Annotated in this window: 13 protein-coding genes; 6 read left to right on the forward strand and 7 right to left on the reverse strand. The window is 66.2% G+C overall.

From position 1 onward, the window contains the following. Positions 1 to 411: 411 nt before the first annotated feature. Together ACMX2H_RS18005 and ACMX2H_RS18010 are read right to left on the reverse strand one after the other, a co-directional pair. Positions 412 to 1350, reverse strand: a complete 939-nt coding sequence (locus tag ACMX2H_RS18005) for a dihydrodipicolinate synthase family protein (protein ID WP_414962526.1) — start codon at positions 1348 to 1350, stop codon at positions 412 to 414. A gap of 315 nt (positions 1351 to 1665) precedes the next feature. Further along, on the reverse strand, positions 1666 to 2619 hold the full coding sequence (locus ACMX2H_RS18010; RefSeq protein WP_136786826.1) for a heme o synthase: 954 nt from the start codon (positions 2617 to 2619) through the stop codon (positions 1666 to 1668). Between the two features lie 521 nt (positions 2620 to 3140). On the opposite strand from ACMX2H_RS18010, the gene tkt reads away from it, so the two are divergent. Genes tkt through pgl form a run of 6 tightly spaced genes read left to right on the forward strand, consistent with a single transcriptional unit; the run spans position 3141 to position 11272 of the window. After that, the gene (gene tkt / locus ACMX2H_RS18015; protein WP_414962544.1) at positions 3141 to 5246 is read left to right on the forward strand and encodes a transketolase; all 2106 of its coding nucleotides are present in this window, start codon (positions 3141 to 3143) and stop codon (positions 5244 to 5246) included. 10 nt (positions 5247 to 5256) lie between these two features. After that, a complete protein-coding gene (tal, locus tag ACMX2H_RS18020; RefSeq protein ID WP_414962528.1) occupies positions 5257 to 6381 on the forward strand; it encodes a transaldolase in 1125 nt (374 codons plus the stop codon). Beyond that, a complete protein-coding gene (locus ACMX2H_RS18025; protein ID WP_414962530.1) occupies positions 6378 to 7988 on the forward strand; it encodes a glucose-6-phosphate isomerase in 1611 nt (536 codons plus the stop codon). Before tal ends, ACMX2H_RS18025 begins: the two co-directional genes overlap by 4 nt. A 2-nt stretch (positions 7989 to 7990) precedes the next feature. After that, positions 7991 to 9550, forward strand: a complete 1560-nt coding sequence (gene zwf, locus ACMX2H_RS18030) for a glucose-6-phosphate dehydrogenase (protein ID WP_136786809.1) — start codon at positions 7991 to 7993, stop codon at positions 9548 to 9550. After that, positions 9547 to 10488 (forward strand): glucose-6-phosphate dehydrogenase assembly protein OpcA, encoded by a 942-nt coding sequence (locus ACMX2H_RS18035; protein WP_414962532.1) that lies wholly within the window; start codon positions 9547 to 9549, stop codon positions 10486 to 10488. Before zwf ends, ACMX2H_RS18035 begins: the two co-directional genes overlap by 4 nt. After that, entirely contained in the window at positions 10478 to 11272 is a 795-nt protein-coding gene (gene pgl, locus ACMX2H_RS18040; RefSeq protein WP_414962534.1) for a 6-phosphogluconolactonase, read from the forward strand. The genes ACMX2H_RS18035 and pgl overlap by 11 nt, the downstream gene beginning before the upstream one ends. Before the next feature lie 160 nt (positions 11273 to 11432). Here the strand turns inward: pgl and ACMX2H_RS18045 are convergent, their stop codons facing one another. The 5 genes from ACMX2H_RS18045 to gap form a co-directional block, all read right to left on the reverse strand. Further along, positions 11433 to 11852 (reverse strand): RNA polymerase-binding protein RbpA, encoded by a 420-nt coding sequence (locus ACMX2H_RS18045; protein WP_414962536.1) that lies wholly within the window; start codon positions 11850 to 11852, stop codon positions 11433 to 11435. A 164-nt stretch (positions 11853 to 12016) separates the two neighbouring features. Continuing rightward, positions 12017 to 12268, reverse strand: a complete 252-nt coding sequence (gene secG / locus ACMX2H_RS18050) for a preprotein translocase subunit SecG (RefSeq protein ID WP_127515609.1) — start codon at positions 12266 to 12268, stop codon at positions 12017 to 12019. A 46-nt stretch (positions 12269 to 12314) separates the two neighbouring features. After that, positions 12315 to 13130 (reverse strand): triose-phosphate isomerase, encoded by an 816-nt coding sequence (tpiA, locus tag ACMX2H_RS18055; protein WP_414962539.1) that lies wholly within the window; start codon positions 13128 to 13130, stop codon positions 12315 to 12317. A 105-nt stretch (positions 13131 to 13235) separates the two neighbouring features. Beyond that, positions 13236 to 14474, reverse strand: a complete 1239-nt coding sequence (locus tag ACMX2H_RS18060; protein WP_414962540.1) for a phosphoglycerate kinase — start codon at positions 14472 to 14474, stop codon at positions 13236 to 13238. Positions 14475 to 14508: 34 nt separating this feature from the next. After that, positions 14509 to 15519 (reverse strand): type I glyceraldehyde-3-phosphate dehydrogenase, encoded by a 1011-nt coding sequence (gap, locus tag ACMX2H_RS18065; RefSeq protein ID WP_414962542.1) that lies wholly within the window; start codon positions 15517 to 15519, stop codon positions 14509 to 14511. Positions 15520 to 15641: the final 122 nt, after the last annotated feature.

Raw genomic sequence — 15641 nt, forward strand, 5'->3', positions numbered from 1 at the left:
GGGCAACCGCCGGCCCTCCCCGGAAACCGGTTCCCGCTCCGCCATCCCATCCATAACCCAACCCAACCAGCCGCCTACGACATTTTGGAAAGCGCACAGCGGTGGGCCCGTGGTTGGCCGCGAGAGACTTCACCACGGCCACTTTGTTCGGCGCCTCGCCAAATGACCGCGCTCCAGCGGCGATACGGAAGGCCCGAGGTATCTGATCCGAGGTGCGCCCGGCACGACAGGAGGCGAGACAGGAGGTGCACCCGGCTTGCGCGACAGCGGATGCGGATAGAGGCCTTAGCGGCGCGAACGCCCTGAGGCGACAAGTCCGGGGCGGCGGCAATCGCGCGGCAATTTACGTCGGGACTGCCGGGCCTACTCTCGTCGCGCGAATGGCTCCGCTGTCCCCCTGCCCCGGAGCCTTTACTCCCCCGCCGATGCCCGTTCGGCCGGGCGGAACGCTTCGATGCCTTCGAGCAGCCGGGCTAGTTCGCGCAGACTGCTTCCCGGCAGTGGCTGCAGCGGCAGTCGTGGGTCGCCTGCGTCGATGCCCGCCGCCCTGGCCAGGCCGTACAGGTTACTGAGCGGCCTTAGCGTCCCGAAGTAGCCCATCAACGGGGCAAGCGCCGCGCGCGCAGCGTCTGTTGCTTCCACGTCAGCGACTTCCAAAGCATCGCGCAGCACGCGGTAGTGGGCAGGAAGTACGGCAATCGGACCGCCATGCCAAGCATCGGCCGCGAATCCTGCGTCAGCGATCAAGGCATCGCCGCTCATCCCGTGGCTGAAGTCCTTCGACCCTGCTGGCAACAGGCGGCGAAGATGCTCATAACGTTTACGGAATACTTCCGCATCAGCAGCTGATTCCTTCACAGCGACGATGGTCGGTTCAGCCGCCAGCTCCGCCACTAACTCCAAGCTGAAGCTGAACTGAGTAGTGCGCGGATTGCTGTACAAGCAGACTGGCAGCGCGGACTGGCGGGCAGCCGCAGCACATTGGGCTGCAACCTCCTCGTCCGTCAACGGGTAGTACGAGACGGTCGAAACCAACAGCCCATCGACACCCGCCGCCGCGGCGTCGTCGATGTTTTGCAGAAGTTCCCGGGTGCCCACTGCACTCACGCCGGCGCACACCGGCAAATCCGGTCGCACTGCCTTGGCAGCTTCCACTGCCGCGGTGATGACATCCCGCCGTTCCGCACGGTCCAGATAGGCAAAATTGCCGGAGCTGCCGAGCACCGTTATTGCATCCACCGGCGACCCGGCTACCGCGGAAACGTGACGGTTCAACTCCCGAAAGTTGACGCTGCCGTCGTCATTGAAAGGAGTCACCGGGTAGGCAATGAGACCGCGGAATGGATTCATTCCGTTATCTTAGGCCAGCGCGGGAGCCGCCATGGCACGAACTGAAGGTCGGCTAGACGACAACCCAATGGCTCAGGTACGGGCGGGCGCCAGCGTCACGGCGCAGGTCTGGCCGGACGCTAGAGGCCATTGGAACAAGTGCAGCGACCCGTCAAAACTGGATATGGGACGACGACGGAGCGAACCGAGCTCGTCTGCCCAAGCAGCGACCGTGGTACCGGAAGCGTTGGAATCTACCAACGGAACGGCGATCGCAGGGTCTGGCGGCAGTTTTGCCGTCAAAGGAACGACGGATTGCCGCGAAAGGAACGGCGGTTAGCCGAAGACGGGGCCGCCGATGAAGGGGTCTACCGCCAGAGCCAGGAACAGTACGGTCAAGTAGCTGATGGAGCCGTGGAAGACCCGCATGGCGCTCTTGTTCGTGGCTGCGGGGGTCTCGGTTCCGCGCTTGGCCAGCGCGTACAGCCGGTGCGATTCATACACAAAGTAGCCGCCGCTCACCAGCGCCACGACTGTGTAGACCCAGCCGGCGCCGCCGACGGGAGCCAGCAGCAGGGAGCACGCCAGCGTGGCCCATGCGTACAGGACCACTTGGACGGATACCTGGCGCGCGCTGGCGATGGCGCCAAGCATCGGCACGTTGGCGGCGTTGTAGTCGTCGCTGTACTTCATGGACAGTGGCCAGTAGTGCGGCGGCGTCCAGAGGAAGATGACCATGAATAGGATCACAGCGGGCCAGGCCACCGTGTTGGTGACAGCGGCCCAGGCGATGAGCACCGGGAAGCATCCCGCGGCGCCGCCCCAGACTATGTTCTGCGAGGTGCGGCGCTTGAGGATCAGCGTGTAGATGACCACGTAGAAGAAGATCGCACCAACGCCCAGCATGCCGGCCAGCGGATTCGCGCCGAACCAGAGCAGCGCGACGGCCACCACGCCCAGGACCCAGGAGAACACCAGAGCCTCGCGGGGAGTGAGTTCGCCGGTCACCAACGGCCGGTTCTCCGTCCGGTGCATGAGCTTGTCCATGTCGCGGTCGATGTAGCAGTTAAAGGAGCCGGCGGAGCCGGCCGCCAGCGCGCCACCGATCATCGTGGCAGCCATCAGCCAGAGGTCCGGGAAGCCGCCGTGCGCAAAGATCATGGTGGGCAGGGTGGTGACCAGCAGGAGTTCCATGACACGGGGCTTTGTGAGCGCGATGTACGCTTTGGCCTTGCGCGAAAAGCCGGGCTTGGCCGGAACTGCCAACGCCTGGTCCGGCACGGTCTGCATATTCAAGGAAAAACCACTCAGTTCTGCTGGAGTCCGTCTGACACACGAAAACGCCCGGCCACATAGGGCGGGTCAAGGTGCACCTACATCATACTCCTTCTATCTGTCGTAGAAACCGACGCGCGGGACAGCCGGGTCGGTCCGGGCGAAACCGGCCCACGCAGTACCGCCGTCTGCCGGCGCGAGCCCGGCGCGAGCGGTAGCTGCGTCGGCCCGGGTGAAACCGACGCGCACATCGCTCCGAGTAGGAAACCGACGCGCACGGCGGCCGCGTCAGCTAGCGCTAAACCATGACTGCCGGTGTGACTGCGCGCACCTGTGACTGCTCGCACCGTAAAGCTTCCTGCGCATTGCAGGCGCAACGGATAGAGTGGGGATCGAGCGCCAGTCCGCGGGGATGTGGCGCAACAATGCTCAAGCAGGTTCAACGGCGAATGGTCCGCCGGGTCCGCAGTTGCGGGCGCCTTTCCGGGCCGTCGGTGCTGCTATCTCGATCAGAAAGGGCCCCACCGGTGCCACATATGCAAGATCAGGAATTGTCGTGGACATCGCTGGACCAGCGGGCGGTGGACACAGTGCGTGTTCTCGCAGCCGACGCCGTGGAGAAGGTCGGCAACGGCCACCCGGGCACCGCCATGAGCCTGGCGCCGGCCGCCTACTTGATCTTCCAGCAGTTCATGCGGCACGACCCGTCCGATCCGCAGTGGGTGGGCCGCGACCGTTTTGTCCTCTCCCCCGGCCACACCTCGCTGACGCTCTACATCCAGCTGTTCCTTTCCGGCTACGGCCTGGAGTTGGAGGATCTGCAGGCGCTGCGGACCTGGGGCTCGCTCACCCCCGGCCACCCGGAGTACAAGCACACTCCGGGCGTTGAAATCACCACCGGCCCGCTGGGCCAGGGCCTCGCTTCCGCCGTCGGCTTCGCCTACGCGCAGCGCCGCACCCGCGGCATGTACGACGCCGATGCTGCCGCCGGCGAGAGCCCCTTCGACCACACGGTGTGGGTCATCGCCTCCGACGGCGACCTGCAGGAAGGCGTCACTTCGGAGGCCTCCTCGCTGGCCGGCCACCAAGAACTGGGCAACCTGGTGGTGATCTACGACGACAACAAGATCTCCATCGAGGACGACACCGACATCGCCTTCACCGAGGATGTGCTCAAGCGCTACGAAGCGTACGGCTGGCACACCCAGCGCGTGGACTGGACCAAAACCGGCGAGTACGCCGAAGACATTCCGGCCCTGTTCGAGGCGCTGAAGGCCGCAAAGGCCGAAACGACCCGGCCCTCGATCATTTCGCTGCGCACCATTATTGGCTGGCCGGCGCCGAAGAAGCAGAACACCGGCAAGATCCACGGCTCGGCACTTGGGGCAGAAGAAGTCGCCGCGGTCAAGGAAGTCCTCGGTTTCGATCCGGAGCAGCAGTTCTCCGTCGAGCAGGAGGTTTTGGACCACGCCCGCCAGGTTGCCGCACGCGGCAAGCAGGCCCGCGCGGACTGGGACACCGGCTACCAGGCTTGGCGGGAAGCCAACCCGGAGAACGCCGCGCTGCTGGACCGTGTGCAGGCTTCCGAACTGCCGCAGGGTTGGGAGCAGGCGCTGCCCGAATTCCCTGCCGGCAAGGACATCTCCACGCGTGCCGCCTCCGGCAAGGTGCTCAACGCCATTGGTCCGGTGCTGCCGGAACTGTGGGGCGGCTCGGCCGACTTGGCAGAATCGAACAACACCACCATCGAAGGCGCTCCCTCGTTTGTGCCGGAGTCGCGGCAGACCGAAATGTGGTCTGGCGGCCCCTACGGCCGGGTGCTTCACTTCGGCATCCGCGAGCACGCGGCCGCTTCCATCGTGAACGGCATTGTGCTCAGCTCCAACACCAGGGCTTTCTCCGGCACGTTCCTGATCTTCAGCGACTACCAGCGGCCGGCCATCCGGCTCGGCGCCCTGATGGGTGTTCCGTCGATCTATGTGTGGACGCACGATTCCATCGGCCTCGGCGAAGACGGACCCACCCACCAGCCGGTGGAGCAGTTGGCGAGCCTGCGCGCCATCCCGGGCCTCGACGTCGTGCGCCCCGCCGATGCCAACGAAGTCGCCCAGGCGTGGAAGGCGATGCTGGAGAACCACAGCAACCCGGCCGGCATTGTGCTCACCCGGCAGAACCTGCCGGTCTACGACCGCGGAGAATCAGGTTTTGCCTCCGCCGACAACGTGGCCAAGGGTGCTTACGTCCTGGTCGAAGCGCAGTCCGACGGCGCCGACGCCACGCCGCAGGTGATCCTGCTGGCCACCGGCTCCGAAGTACAACTGGCCGTCCAGGCCCGCGAGATTCTGCAGGCCGACGGCATCGCTACCCGCGTGGTTTCCGTGCCCTGCCTTGAGTGGTTCGCCCGCCAGGACGCCGCTTACCGCGAATCCGTGCTGCCCGCCGGCGTCAAGGCCCGGGTTTCGGTGGAAGCCGGCATCGCGCAGTGCTGGGACGGCTTGGTCGGCGACGCCGGCCGCAGCGTGTCCCTGGAGCACTACGGTGCCTCCGCCGACTACAAGACCCTGTTCCGCGAGTTCGGCATCACGGCCGAGGCCGTTGTCGAGGCCGCCCGCGACTCGCTCGCACAGATCAACAACTCCTAAGGAGGACGCGATGTCCAACCCGAATACCCAGGCACTCTCCGATGCCGGTGTCTCCATCTGGCTCGACGATCTCTCCCGCGAACGGATCAGTTCCGGGACGCTGAAGGCGCTGATCGACGAGAAGAACGTTGTGGGCGTCACCACCAACCCGTCCATCTTCGCCTCGGCCCTGCAGGACGGCCGCAGCTACGAGGCCCAGGTCCACCAGCTGGCCGCCGACGGCGCTGACGTGGACTCGGCGGTCTTCGCCATCACCACCGCCGACGTCGCCGAAGCCTGCGACCTGTTCTCCGCCCTCGCCACCGACACCGATGGCGTGGACGGCCGGGTATCCATCGAGGTGGACCCGCGGCTGGCCCGCGACACCAAGGGCACCGTCGAAGAGGCCAAGCACCTGCACAAGGCCGTGGGCCGGACGAACGCGTTCATCAAGATCCCGGCCACCACCGAAGGCCTCGAAGCCATCACCGAGACCCTCGCGGCCGGCATCAGCGTCAACGTCACGCTGATCTTCTCGCTGCAGCGGTACCGCGAAGTGATCAACGCCTTCATGCTCGGGCTGGAGCAGGCCAAGGAGAACGGCAAGGACTTGGCCAGCCTGCACTCGGTGGCCTCCTTCTTCGTATCCCGCGTCGACAGCGAGATCGATAACCGGCTGGACGCGATCGGCTCCGACGAGGCCACCGCGCTGAAGGGCAAGGCCGGCGTCGCCAACGCACAGCTGGCGTACCAGATTTACGAAGAGCAGTTCGCTACCGAACGCTGGCAGGTCCTGGCCGCCTCCGGTGCCCGCCCGCAGCGGCCGTTGTGGGCGTCCACCGGCGTGAAGAACCCGGATTACCCGGACACGCTATACGTCACCGAACTGGTGGCCCCCAACGTGGTCAACACCATGCCGGAGAAGACGCTGGAAGCCGTCGCCGACCACGGCAAGATCGAAGGCGACCGGGTGACCGGCAGCTACCAGGAAGCCAACAAGGTGCTGGACCAGATCGCCAAGGTCGGCATTTCCTACAACGAAGTGGTCGAACTGCTCGAGGACGAAGGCCTGGAGAAGTTCGTCACCAGCTGGCAGCAGCTGCGGGAGACCGTCCAGAACGCGCTGGACTCGGCGCCGGGAGCCAAGAAGGCATGAGCTCGCTGGCCTTCGAAGCATCGGGAGCTGCGCTGGCCGCCATCCGCCGGCACATCGACACTTTGGTCGAGGACCGCGTGGCGTCCCGGATCGCCGCCCAGGACAATACGTTGTGGGGCCCGGACGCGGAAGCCGAGGCCGCAATCCGGCTCGGCTGGGTGGATGCCGCCGCGCTCTCCCGGCCGTTGGTGGCAGACATTCTGGAGCTGCGCAGGGAACTTGCTGCCGAAGGCGTGACCCGGTTCGTGCTGGCTGGCATGGGCGGCTCCTCGCTGGCTCCGGAGGTCATCGCCAATACCGCCGGCGTGGAGCTGACCGTGCTCGACAGCACGGACCCGCAGCAGGTGGGTGCAGCCCTGGCGGAGCGGCTGGCCGACACCGCCATTATCGTGGCATCCAAATCCGGTTCCACGCTGGAAACGGATTCGCAGCGCCGGGTCTTCGAACAGGCTTTTGCCGACGCGGGTCTGGACGCCGCGTCGCGGATCATTGTGGTCACCGATCCCGGCTCACCGCTGGATCAGGCTTCCCGGGAAGCCGGCTACCGGGCGGTGTTCAACGCCGATCCCGACGTCGGCGGGCGCTACTCCGCGCTGACCGCCTTCGGTCTGGTCCCTTCGGGCCTGGCCGGGGTGGACATCGAAAAACTGCTTGACGACGCCGAGGAAGCGGCCGAAGTACTCTCCGAGGACTCCGCCGACAACATTGCCCTGGCGCTGGGTGCCGCGCTGGCCGGCACGGAGCCGCTGCGCAACAAGATCGCCATTGCCGATGAAGGCTCCGGAATTGTCGGTTTCGGCGACTGGGCCGAACAGCTGATCGCCGAGTCCACCGGCAAGCTGGGCACCGGACTGCTGCCGGTGGTGGTCGACTCCGGTGACCCCGAGACAGTCTCCAAGGCCGCGGACGTGCTGGTGGTCCGGCTGGTCTCCCCCGATCACGAGGTGGCACTCGGCACGGACGAGATTGCCGTCGGCGGCAGCCTGGGCAGCCAACTGCTGCTCTGGGAGTACGCCACGGCAGTGGCTGGCCGCCTGCTGGGCATCAACCCGTTCGACCAGCCGGACGTGGAGGCGGCCAAGGCCGCCGCGCGCGGGCTGCTGGAAGAGCGTCCGGAGGCGCAGCTCCCTGACTTCACCGACGGTGCAGTGCAGGTCCGCGGCAGCGGGTTGGCCGTCGGCGGTTCGTTGTCGGATGCGCTCCGCGACCTGCTGGGCAAACTCGGACCGGACGGCTACCTCGGCGTCCAGGCCTATCTGAACCGCTTCGGCCAGGCCGAGCTGGAACGGATCCGGCCGCTGTTGGCAGAAGCAACCGGCCGTCCCGTGACCTTCGGCTGGGGGCCGCGCTTCCTGCACTCCACCGGCCAGTTCCACAAGGGAGGACCGGCTACCGGCGTCTTCCTGCAGCTGACCGGCGAAGCTGCCGCGGACATCCCCATCCCGGGCCGCCCCTTCAGCTTCGGCGAACTGATCGATGCCCAGGCCGCCGGCGACGCCAACGTGCTGCGCGAGGCCGGCCGGCCCGTGCTCCGCCTGCATTTGGCGGACCGCGCCGCGGGTTTGCGCCAGGTCATCGACGCCGTGTCCCAACTCGCCGGAAAGTAGTAATGGCACCTTCCACCCCACACCGTCGTCCGGCCAACCCGCTGCGTGATCCCCGCGACCGACGGCTTGACCGGATTGCCGGCCCCTGTTCGCTGGTGCTGTTCGGCGTCACCGGAGACCTTGCGCGCAAGAAGCTGATGCCGGCCGTTTACGACCTGGCCAACCGCGGACTGCTGCCGCCCAGTTTCGCGCTGGTCGGTTTTGCCCGCCGGCCGTGGGACGACGCCGAATTCGCGGCGCAGGTGAAAGAAGCCGTGCAGCAGCACGCCCGCACACCGTTCCGCGAGGACATCTGGACCCACCTGGCTGCCGGCATCCGGTTTGTCCAGGGGACGTTCGACGACGACGAGGCCTTCGAGCAGCTCGGGGCCACGTTGAAGGAACTCGATGAACAGCGCGGGACCCAGGGGAACCACGCTTTCTACCTCTCCATCCCGCCCAAGGCTTTCGAGCAGGTGTGCCAAATGCTTTCCTCGCACGGCCTCGCCCAGGCCACCGAGGATGCGCCGGGCATGCCGTGGCGCCGAGTGGTCATTGAAAAGCCCTTCGGCCATGACCTGCAGTCCGCGCGGGAGCTGAACAACATCGTTGAGTCGGTGTTCCCGCCGGATGCGGTCTTCCGCATCGACCACTACCTGGGCAAGGAAACCGTCCAGAACCTGCTGGCCCTGCGCTTTGCCAATCAGCTCTTTGAGCCCCTCTGGAACGCCAACTACGTGGATCATGTGCAGATCACCATGGCGGAGGACATCGGCATTGGCGGGCGCGCAGGTTATTACGACGGCGTCGGTGCGGCCCGCGACGTCATCCAGAACCACCTGCTGCAACTGCTGGCCCTGACCGCTATGGAAGAGCCGATCTCCTTCCAAGCAGAGGACCTGCGCGCGGAGAAAGAAAAGGTGCTGGCCGCCGTCAAGCTCCCCGAGGATCTGTCGGCGCATTCGGCCCGGGGCCAATACACCGGCGGCTGGCAGGGCGGTGAAAAGGTCATTGGTTATTTGGAGGAAGAAGGCTTCAACCCCGATTCGGTCACCGAGACCTATGCGGCGCTGCGGCTGGACATCCACACCCGGCGCTGGGCCGGTGTTCCGTTCTACCTGCGGGCCGGGAAGCGGCTGGGCCGCAGGGTGACGGAGATCGCCGTCGTCTTCAAGCGGGCCCCGAATCTGCTGTTCCCGAGCCATACCGAGGACGATTTCGGCCAAAACGCGGTGGTGATCCGCGTGCAGCCCGACGAAGGAGTCACCATCCGCTTCGGTTCCAAGGTGCCCGGCACCCAGACCGAAGTCCGCGACGTCACAATGGACTTCGGCTACGGACATGCATTTACCGAGTCGAGTCCGGAGGCGTATGAGCGGCTCATCCTGGACGTACTGCTCGGTGAGCCGCCGCTGTTCCCGCGGCACCAGGAGGTGGAGCTCTCCTGGAAGATCCTCGATCCGTTTGAGGAATACTGGGCCGAGAGCCGCACCCGGCCGGAACCTTACTCCCCGGGCAGCTGGGGGCCGGCGTCGGCCGATGAACTGCTGGCCCGCGACGGACGCACTTGGAGAAGGCCGTGATCAAAGACCTCAAAAACACCACGACGTCGAAGGTCTCGAAGGAAATCGTTGCCATGCGCGAGCAAGGCGGCGTTGTGGCCCTGGGACGGGTCCTCACCCTGGTGGTGGCGACCTCGTTGGGCCATGAAGAAGAGGCCATCCTGGCGGCCAACGCCGCCAGCCGGGAGCATCCCTGCCGGATCATTGCGCTGGTGGATGCAGGCTCGAAAGCGAAGACGCGGCTTGATGCCCAGATCCGGGTCGGCGGCGACGCCGGTGCGGCCGAGGTCATCGTGCTCTACGGGTACGGCCAGCTGGCTACGGAAAGCGAGTCCCTGGTGGCCGCCCTGCTGCTGCCTGATGCCCCGATCGTGGCCTGGTGGCCGCATGGCATGCCGAAGGATGCCTCGCGCACGTCGGTAGGCCGGATCGCCCACCGGCGCATCACGGATTCCGGTAACGAGCCCGACCCGCAGCAGGCGCTGTTCAGCCTCCGCGACACGTACACCGCCGGCGATACCGACCTGGCCTGGACCCGGCTGACCAATTGGCGCATCCAGCTTGCTGCCGTCTTTGACCAGCTGGAGCCGGCCCCGGTGACCGCGGTGGCGGTGGAGGGGGCTTCCGACTCCCCCAGCACGGTCCTGCTGGCGGCGTGGCTGACGCTGGCCCTGAACGCGCCGGTCACCATCGTGGAGGACCCCGCGGGCACCGGTATCCGGGGCGTACGGATCTCGCGGACCACCGGCGACATCCGCATCCTGCGTCCCGGCCCCAGCGTGGCCGAGCTGCTGATGCCGGGCCAACCGGTCCAGCGGATTTCCCTGCCGCGCCGGCCGCTGGAAGAATGCCTGGCTGAAGAGCTACGCCGGCTCGACCCGGATGAGGTTTTCGGTGAAGTGCTGATCGATGGATTGCCCCGGACCAATTTGAGGAGCGTACGCCGCAGTGAACGCTGAACCACACGTCATAGTCCATTCCGACGTCGCCGCTCTGGCGAACGCGGCCGCGAACAGGCTGGTCGAGCGGCTGGCAGCGGTCCAGTCCGAGCGCGGCGAAGCTACCGTGGTGCTCACCGGCGGCAGCCTGGGGATCAACACGCTGAAGGCGGTAGCCGAGGTTGACGTTCCTGCCGGCTTCGACTGGTCGAAGGTGAACGTGTGGTGGGGCGATGAACGTTTCGTCGCGAAGGACAGCACGGACCGCAACGAACGCCAGGCGCGTGACGCGCTGCTCGACGCACTCCCGCTGGACCCTGCCCGGATCCACCCGTTCGGCGCGGCCAGCGAATATGCCGACCCGGACGCCGCGGCCGCGGCCTACTCCGCGGCCCTCCGACAGGCAGCAGCCGATGAGGGCACCGGCGGCCCGGTGCCGAAGTTCGACGTGCTGTTGCTCGGCGTCGGCCCTGACGCACACATTGCGTCACTGTTCCCCGAGATGGCCGGAATTCGTACCGAAGGCCGCTCCGCGGTGGGCGAAACAGAGGCGCCGAAACCGCCGCCCGAGCGCGTGTCCCTGACGCTGCCCGCGATCAATTCCGCCGACGAGGTGTGGCTGGTGGTGGGCGGCAGCGACAAGGCCGGAGCCGTGGGGCTGGCCTTGGCCGGTGCCAGCCCGGTACAGGTTCCGGCCGCCGGTGCCCGCGGACGCAAGCGCACGGTCTGGCTGCTGGATCAGGATGCGGCGTCGAAGCTGCCCGAGGCGCTGCTCTCCCCCGCGGAAAACGGCGACGACGACTAGAGCCCGGAATCCTGCTGCCCGGCGACACCGTCGCTTGGCCCGGCACCATGCGCCGCCACCATCGAAGGCGGTTTGCAAGATAACCTGCCGTGCCCCGGAGACAAAGAGGCCCGCCGGATAACATGCCGTGCCCGGGTACAAAAAGGGCCCGAGCGGGCGCCTAGTCGTTTTGGCGCCGGCCTGACTCGGCCCGGCGAAGTGCTTCCCGCCGTCGCCGCCGCAACTTCTCCAGGGCCTGTTCCACTACGGCCTCGGCTTCATCCGGGCTGCGCCGTTCCTTGGCGTATTCCAGATGGCTCTTGTAGGGTTCGTCGGAGCTGCGGGCTTCGGCGCCGCCCCCGCCTGGCTCCCTGGCGGCTATCTGGCCGCAGTGCGGGCAGTCCCAGGAGGGAGGGATGTCGGCTTCGCTGAGATTAGCGAAAACCGGTGTGGTCTGGTGCCCCTTGGGGCACCAGTAGGTGACGGGGACTTTGGTAACCGGCACTACCGTCCGACCGGTCACGGCCTGCCAACCGGCGAGCCCGGCGCCCGTTTCTGAACCGACCCGGACGGCCCGAAAGGAATTCGACGGATCAACCATGTTTGCCCCCGATGACCAGAATCGATGCCCCCTGCATCGGGCACCAGTCTACGGTGGGAACAGCGCAGGGTTAAGGGGTTGGAGCAATCTCTCTCGGAAATTCGGGAGCACCGAAAACCGGTCCCTGAAAGGACCGAAAGGCGGCAGCGCCGCCGGCAAACCGGTCAGGATTCAGCGCTGAAACGCATCATCAGGCCGAGTGCCACGATGACCGTGCCCCAGACCAGTCCAAGGACCACCGTGAACCTGTTGAGGTTGCGCTCCGCCACGCCGGACGAGCCCAGGCTGGTGGTCATGCCGCCGCCGAACATGTCGGACATGCCGCCGCCGCGTCCCTTGTGCAGCAGAATAAGCAGGGTCAGCAGCAGGCTGGTGATGCCCAGCAGGATTTGCAGAGTGATCTTCAGAGCTTCCACAGTGGCCTTTCGTCAGCTGTCGGGATATCCCAGTGGCGGGCAGACATCACTTTGTCAGCAGATGGTGTTCGAACCTGACAATATTAGCAAATTCGCCCGCGTCCAGACTGGCCCCGCCCACCAACACGCCGTCGACATCGCGCTCGTTCAGGATGGCGGCAGCATTACCCGCCTTCACTGAACCGCCGTAGAGCAGCCGGACGCCGGCTGCTACCGTCTGGTCGAAGAGCACGGCCAGCTCGGCACGGAGGGCGGCGCACATCTCCTGGGCATCCTCAGGGCCGGCCACCTCCCCGGTACCAATCGCCCAGACCGGCTCGTAGGCAATGACCAACCTTGCTGCTTGCTCGGCGTCGAGCCCGGCCACATTGGCACGCAACTGGCTGAGTGTGTGCTCCACGTGGTCACCTGCCTGGCGCACCGCCAGGCCCTCGCCCACGCACAGAATCGGCGTCAGCTTGTGCCGGTAGGCGGCCTTCAGCTTCTCGTTCAGCAGGGCGTCATCCTCGCCATGGATTTCCCGCCGCTCGGAATGGCCCACGAGGACATAACTGCAGCCCAGCTTGGCCAGGAACTGTCCGGAGATGTCCCCGGTGTACGCGCCCGAATCATGCGGAGAGAGGTCCTGCGCACCGTAGACAAGCTTCAGGTTGTCGCCATTGACCAGCGTCTGCACGCCGCGCAAATCCGTGAACGGAGGGAAGACGGCAACCTCAACCCGGTTGTAGTCGTGCCGGGCATCGCTGAGGGTCCAGGCCAATTTCTGCAGCAGCGTGATGCCCTGGACATGGTCCATGTTCATCTTCCAGTTGCCCGCGATCAGCGGTTTGCGGTCGAACTTGCCGTTGGTCGAAGTGGTCACTGCGGTCTCCATCTGTGGTGCTGGGCGTCGATTGGCGCGGCCGGGCCGCGCTGGGGCATGGGCATTGCCGGGACCAGCCTCACCGCGGCGAGGGGCCCGGTCCCGTCAGCGGTCGAGTGCGGCCAGGCCGGGCAGTTCCTTACCTTCAAGGTATTCCAGGCTGGCTCCGCCGCCGGTGGAAATATGCCCGAACGCGTCGTCGTCAAAGCCCAGGGTACGGACGGCAGCAGCGGAATCGCCGCCACCGACGACGGTGAAGCCGTCGCTGCCGGTGAGCGCCTTGGCCACGGTGCGGGTCCCATTGGCGAAGGCATCGAACTCAAAGACACCCATGGGCCCGTTCCAGAAGACCGTATTCGCCGAATGGATCTGGTGCGCGAAGGCTTCGGCCGACTCCGGACCGATGTCCAGACCGATGCCGTCGGCGCCGAAGGAAGCCGACTCGATACTGTCCGCGGGCACCACTTCCCATGCCGCATCGGCGGCGAACTTCTCCGCCACCACAATGTCGGTGGGCAGGATGAACGTGCACCCCAGCTCCTTGGCGCGGGCGAGGTAGCCGCGGACCGTGTCCAGTTGATCCTTCTCCAGCAGGCTGGCGCCGACCTTGTGTCCCTGGGCGGCGAGGAAGGTGAAGACCATGCCGCCGCCGATCAGCAGGTAGTCGGCCTTGCCCAGCAGGTTCTCAATCACGGCCAGCTTGTCCGACACCTTGGAACCGCCCAGCACCACCACATATGGCCGCTGAGGCGCTTCGGTGAGACGGTTCAGCACCTGGAGTTCCGTGCGGACCAGGTCGCCCTGGTAGGCCGGAAGCAGCCGGGCGATGTCGTAGACCGAAGCATGCTTGCGGTGCACGGCGCCGAACGCATCGTCCACATAGGCCCCCTCGTCACCGGTGAGGGCGGCAAGTTCGGTGGCAAAAGCACCGCGGTCGGCGTCGTCCTTGCTGGTTTCGCGGGAATCGAAGCGCACGTTCTCCAGCACCAGCACTTCGCCGTCCTGTAGCCCCGCCGCGCCCTCCCGGGCCGCCGGGCCCACCGTGTCCTCGGCGAACTTGACCGTGACGGCTGCCAGCTCCTTCAGCCGGGCAACCGCGGGCCGCAGCGAGAACTTCTCCTCGGGGGCGCCCTTGGGCCGGCCGAGGTGTGCCGTCACAATGACCCGGGCCCCGGCCTCTGCCAACTTGGTGATGACCGGCAGCGAGGCGCGGATGCGCCCGTCGTCGGACACCGTCAGTGCAGGCGCTTCGCCCTCCAACGGGACGTTCAGGTCCGAACGGACCAACACGTGGCGTCCGCGGACTCCGGCGGCCAGCAGTTCATCAAGGGAATGTGCAGTCATTTCTACCTTCGTGCGGAGGACGGTGGTGCCGTGCCTAGGACAGCTTCGATGCGATCAGAGTGGTCAGATCCAGCAGGCGGTTGGAGTAGCCCCATTCGTTGTCGTACCAGCCAACAACTTTCACCTGGTTACCCATAACCTTAGTCAGTCCCGAGTCGAAGATCGAAGACGCCGGGTCTGTGACGATGTCCGACGACACGATCGGGTCCTCGGTATAGGTGAGGATGCCTGCCCAGTGCGGGTCCGCGGCGGCTTCCTTGAAAGCCGCGTTGACCTCTTCCACGGTTGCTTCGCGGGACAGGGTGGCGGTGAGGTCCGTCATCGAGCCGGTGGGCACTGGCACCCGGACCGCGAAGCCGTCCAACTTGCCCTGCAGGTCAGGGAGCACCCGGCCGATGGCCTTGGCGGCGCCGGTCGACGTCGGCACCAGGTTGATGGCCGCCGCCCGCGCGCGCCGCAGGTCCCGGTGCGGGCCGTCCTGCAGGTTCTGGTCGGCAGTGTAGGCGTGGATGGTGGTCATGAGTCCGTGCTCGATGCCGAACTTCTCGTGCAATACCTTGGCCAGCGGGGCAAGGCAATTGGTGGTGCAGGAGGCGTTCGAAATCAGGTGGTGCGCCCCGGCATCGTACTCGCTGTCGTTGACGCCCATCACGATGGTGATGTCCTCGTCTTTGGCGGGCGCGGAGACCAGGACCTTCTTGGCGCCGGCGTCCATGTGCTTGCGGGCGCCCCCGCTCTTGTTGAACCGCCCGGTGGATTCGATCACGATGTCCACCTGGAGATCGCTCCACGGCAGGTCTGCCGGGTCTTTCTCCGAGAGAACCCGGATCTTCCGGCCGCCGACGATCAGGTTTCCGGAGTCCACCTCCACCGTTTCCGAGAGGATGCCCAGCACGCTGTCGTATTTGAGCAAGTGGGCCAGCGTCTCCGCATCGGTCAGGTCGTTGATCGCGACGATTTCCAGGTCCGTGTCCTTCGCGAGGACGGCGCGGAAGTAGCTGCGGCCGATCCGGCCGAATCCGTTGATACCAACTCGAGTAGTCATGTGTCTCTGCCTCCTGGAGGAGATGACGGTCGGCGGCTGGGCCACCGCGGCCGTGCCTTGTTGGTGGTTCGGCCCTAGCTGGCCGGGGTGATCAGCGCGGAAGCGCCGGTGCGGGCGGCGTT

Origin of the sequence: Arthrobacter sulfonylureivorans (assembly GCF_047607445.1) — a bacterium.
Classification (GTDB): Bacteria; Actinomycetota; Actinomycetes; order Actinomycetales; family Micrococcaceae; genus Crystallibacter; species Crystallibacter sulfonylureivorans_A.

What these genes read in the sequence shown, in the direction of transcription:
- gap (WP_414962542.1), bottom strand. Translation starts at nt 15,519, where the DNA reads ATGACTACTCGAGTTGGTATCAACGGATTCGGCCGGATCGGCCGCAGC.
- tkt (WP_414962544.1), top strand. Translation starts at nt 3,141, where the DNA reads ATGCAAGATCAGGAATTGTCGTGGACATCGCTGGACCAGCGGGCGGTG.
- ACMX2H_RS18060 (WP_414962540.1), bottom strand. Translation starts at nt 14,474, where the DNA reads ATGACTGCACATTCCCTTGATGAACTGCTGGCCGCCGGAGTCCGCGGA.
- zwf (WP_136786809.1), top strand. Translation starts at nt 7,991, where the DNA reads ATGGCACCTTCCACCCCACACCGTCGTCCGGCCAACCCGCTGCGTGAT.
- ACMX2H_RS18045 (WP_414962536.1), bottom strand. Translation starts at nt 11,852, where the DNA reads ATGGTTGATCCGTCGAATTCCTTTCGGGCCGTCCGGGTCGGTTCAGAA.
- ACMX2H_RS18010 (WP_136786826.1), bottom strand. Translation starts at nt 2,619, where the DNA reads ATGCAGACCGTGCCGGACCAGGCGTTGGCAGTTCCGGCCAAGCCCGGC.
- ACMX2H_RS18005 (WP_414962526.1), bottom strand. Translation starts at nt 1,350, where the DNA reads ATGAATCCATTCCGCGGTCTCATTGCCTACCCGGTGACTCCTTTCAAT.
- ACMX2H_RS18025 (WP_414962530.1), top strand. Translation starts at nt 6,378, where the DNA reads ATGAGCTCGCTGGCCTTCGAAGCATCGGGAGCTGCGCTGGCCGCCATC.
- tal (WP_414962528.1), top strand. Translation starts at nt 5,257, where the DNA reads ATGTCCAACCCGAATACCCAGGCACTCTCCGATGCCGGTGTCTCCATC.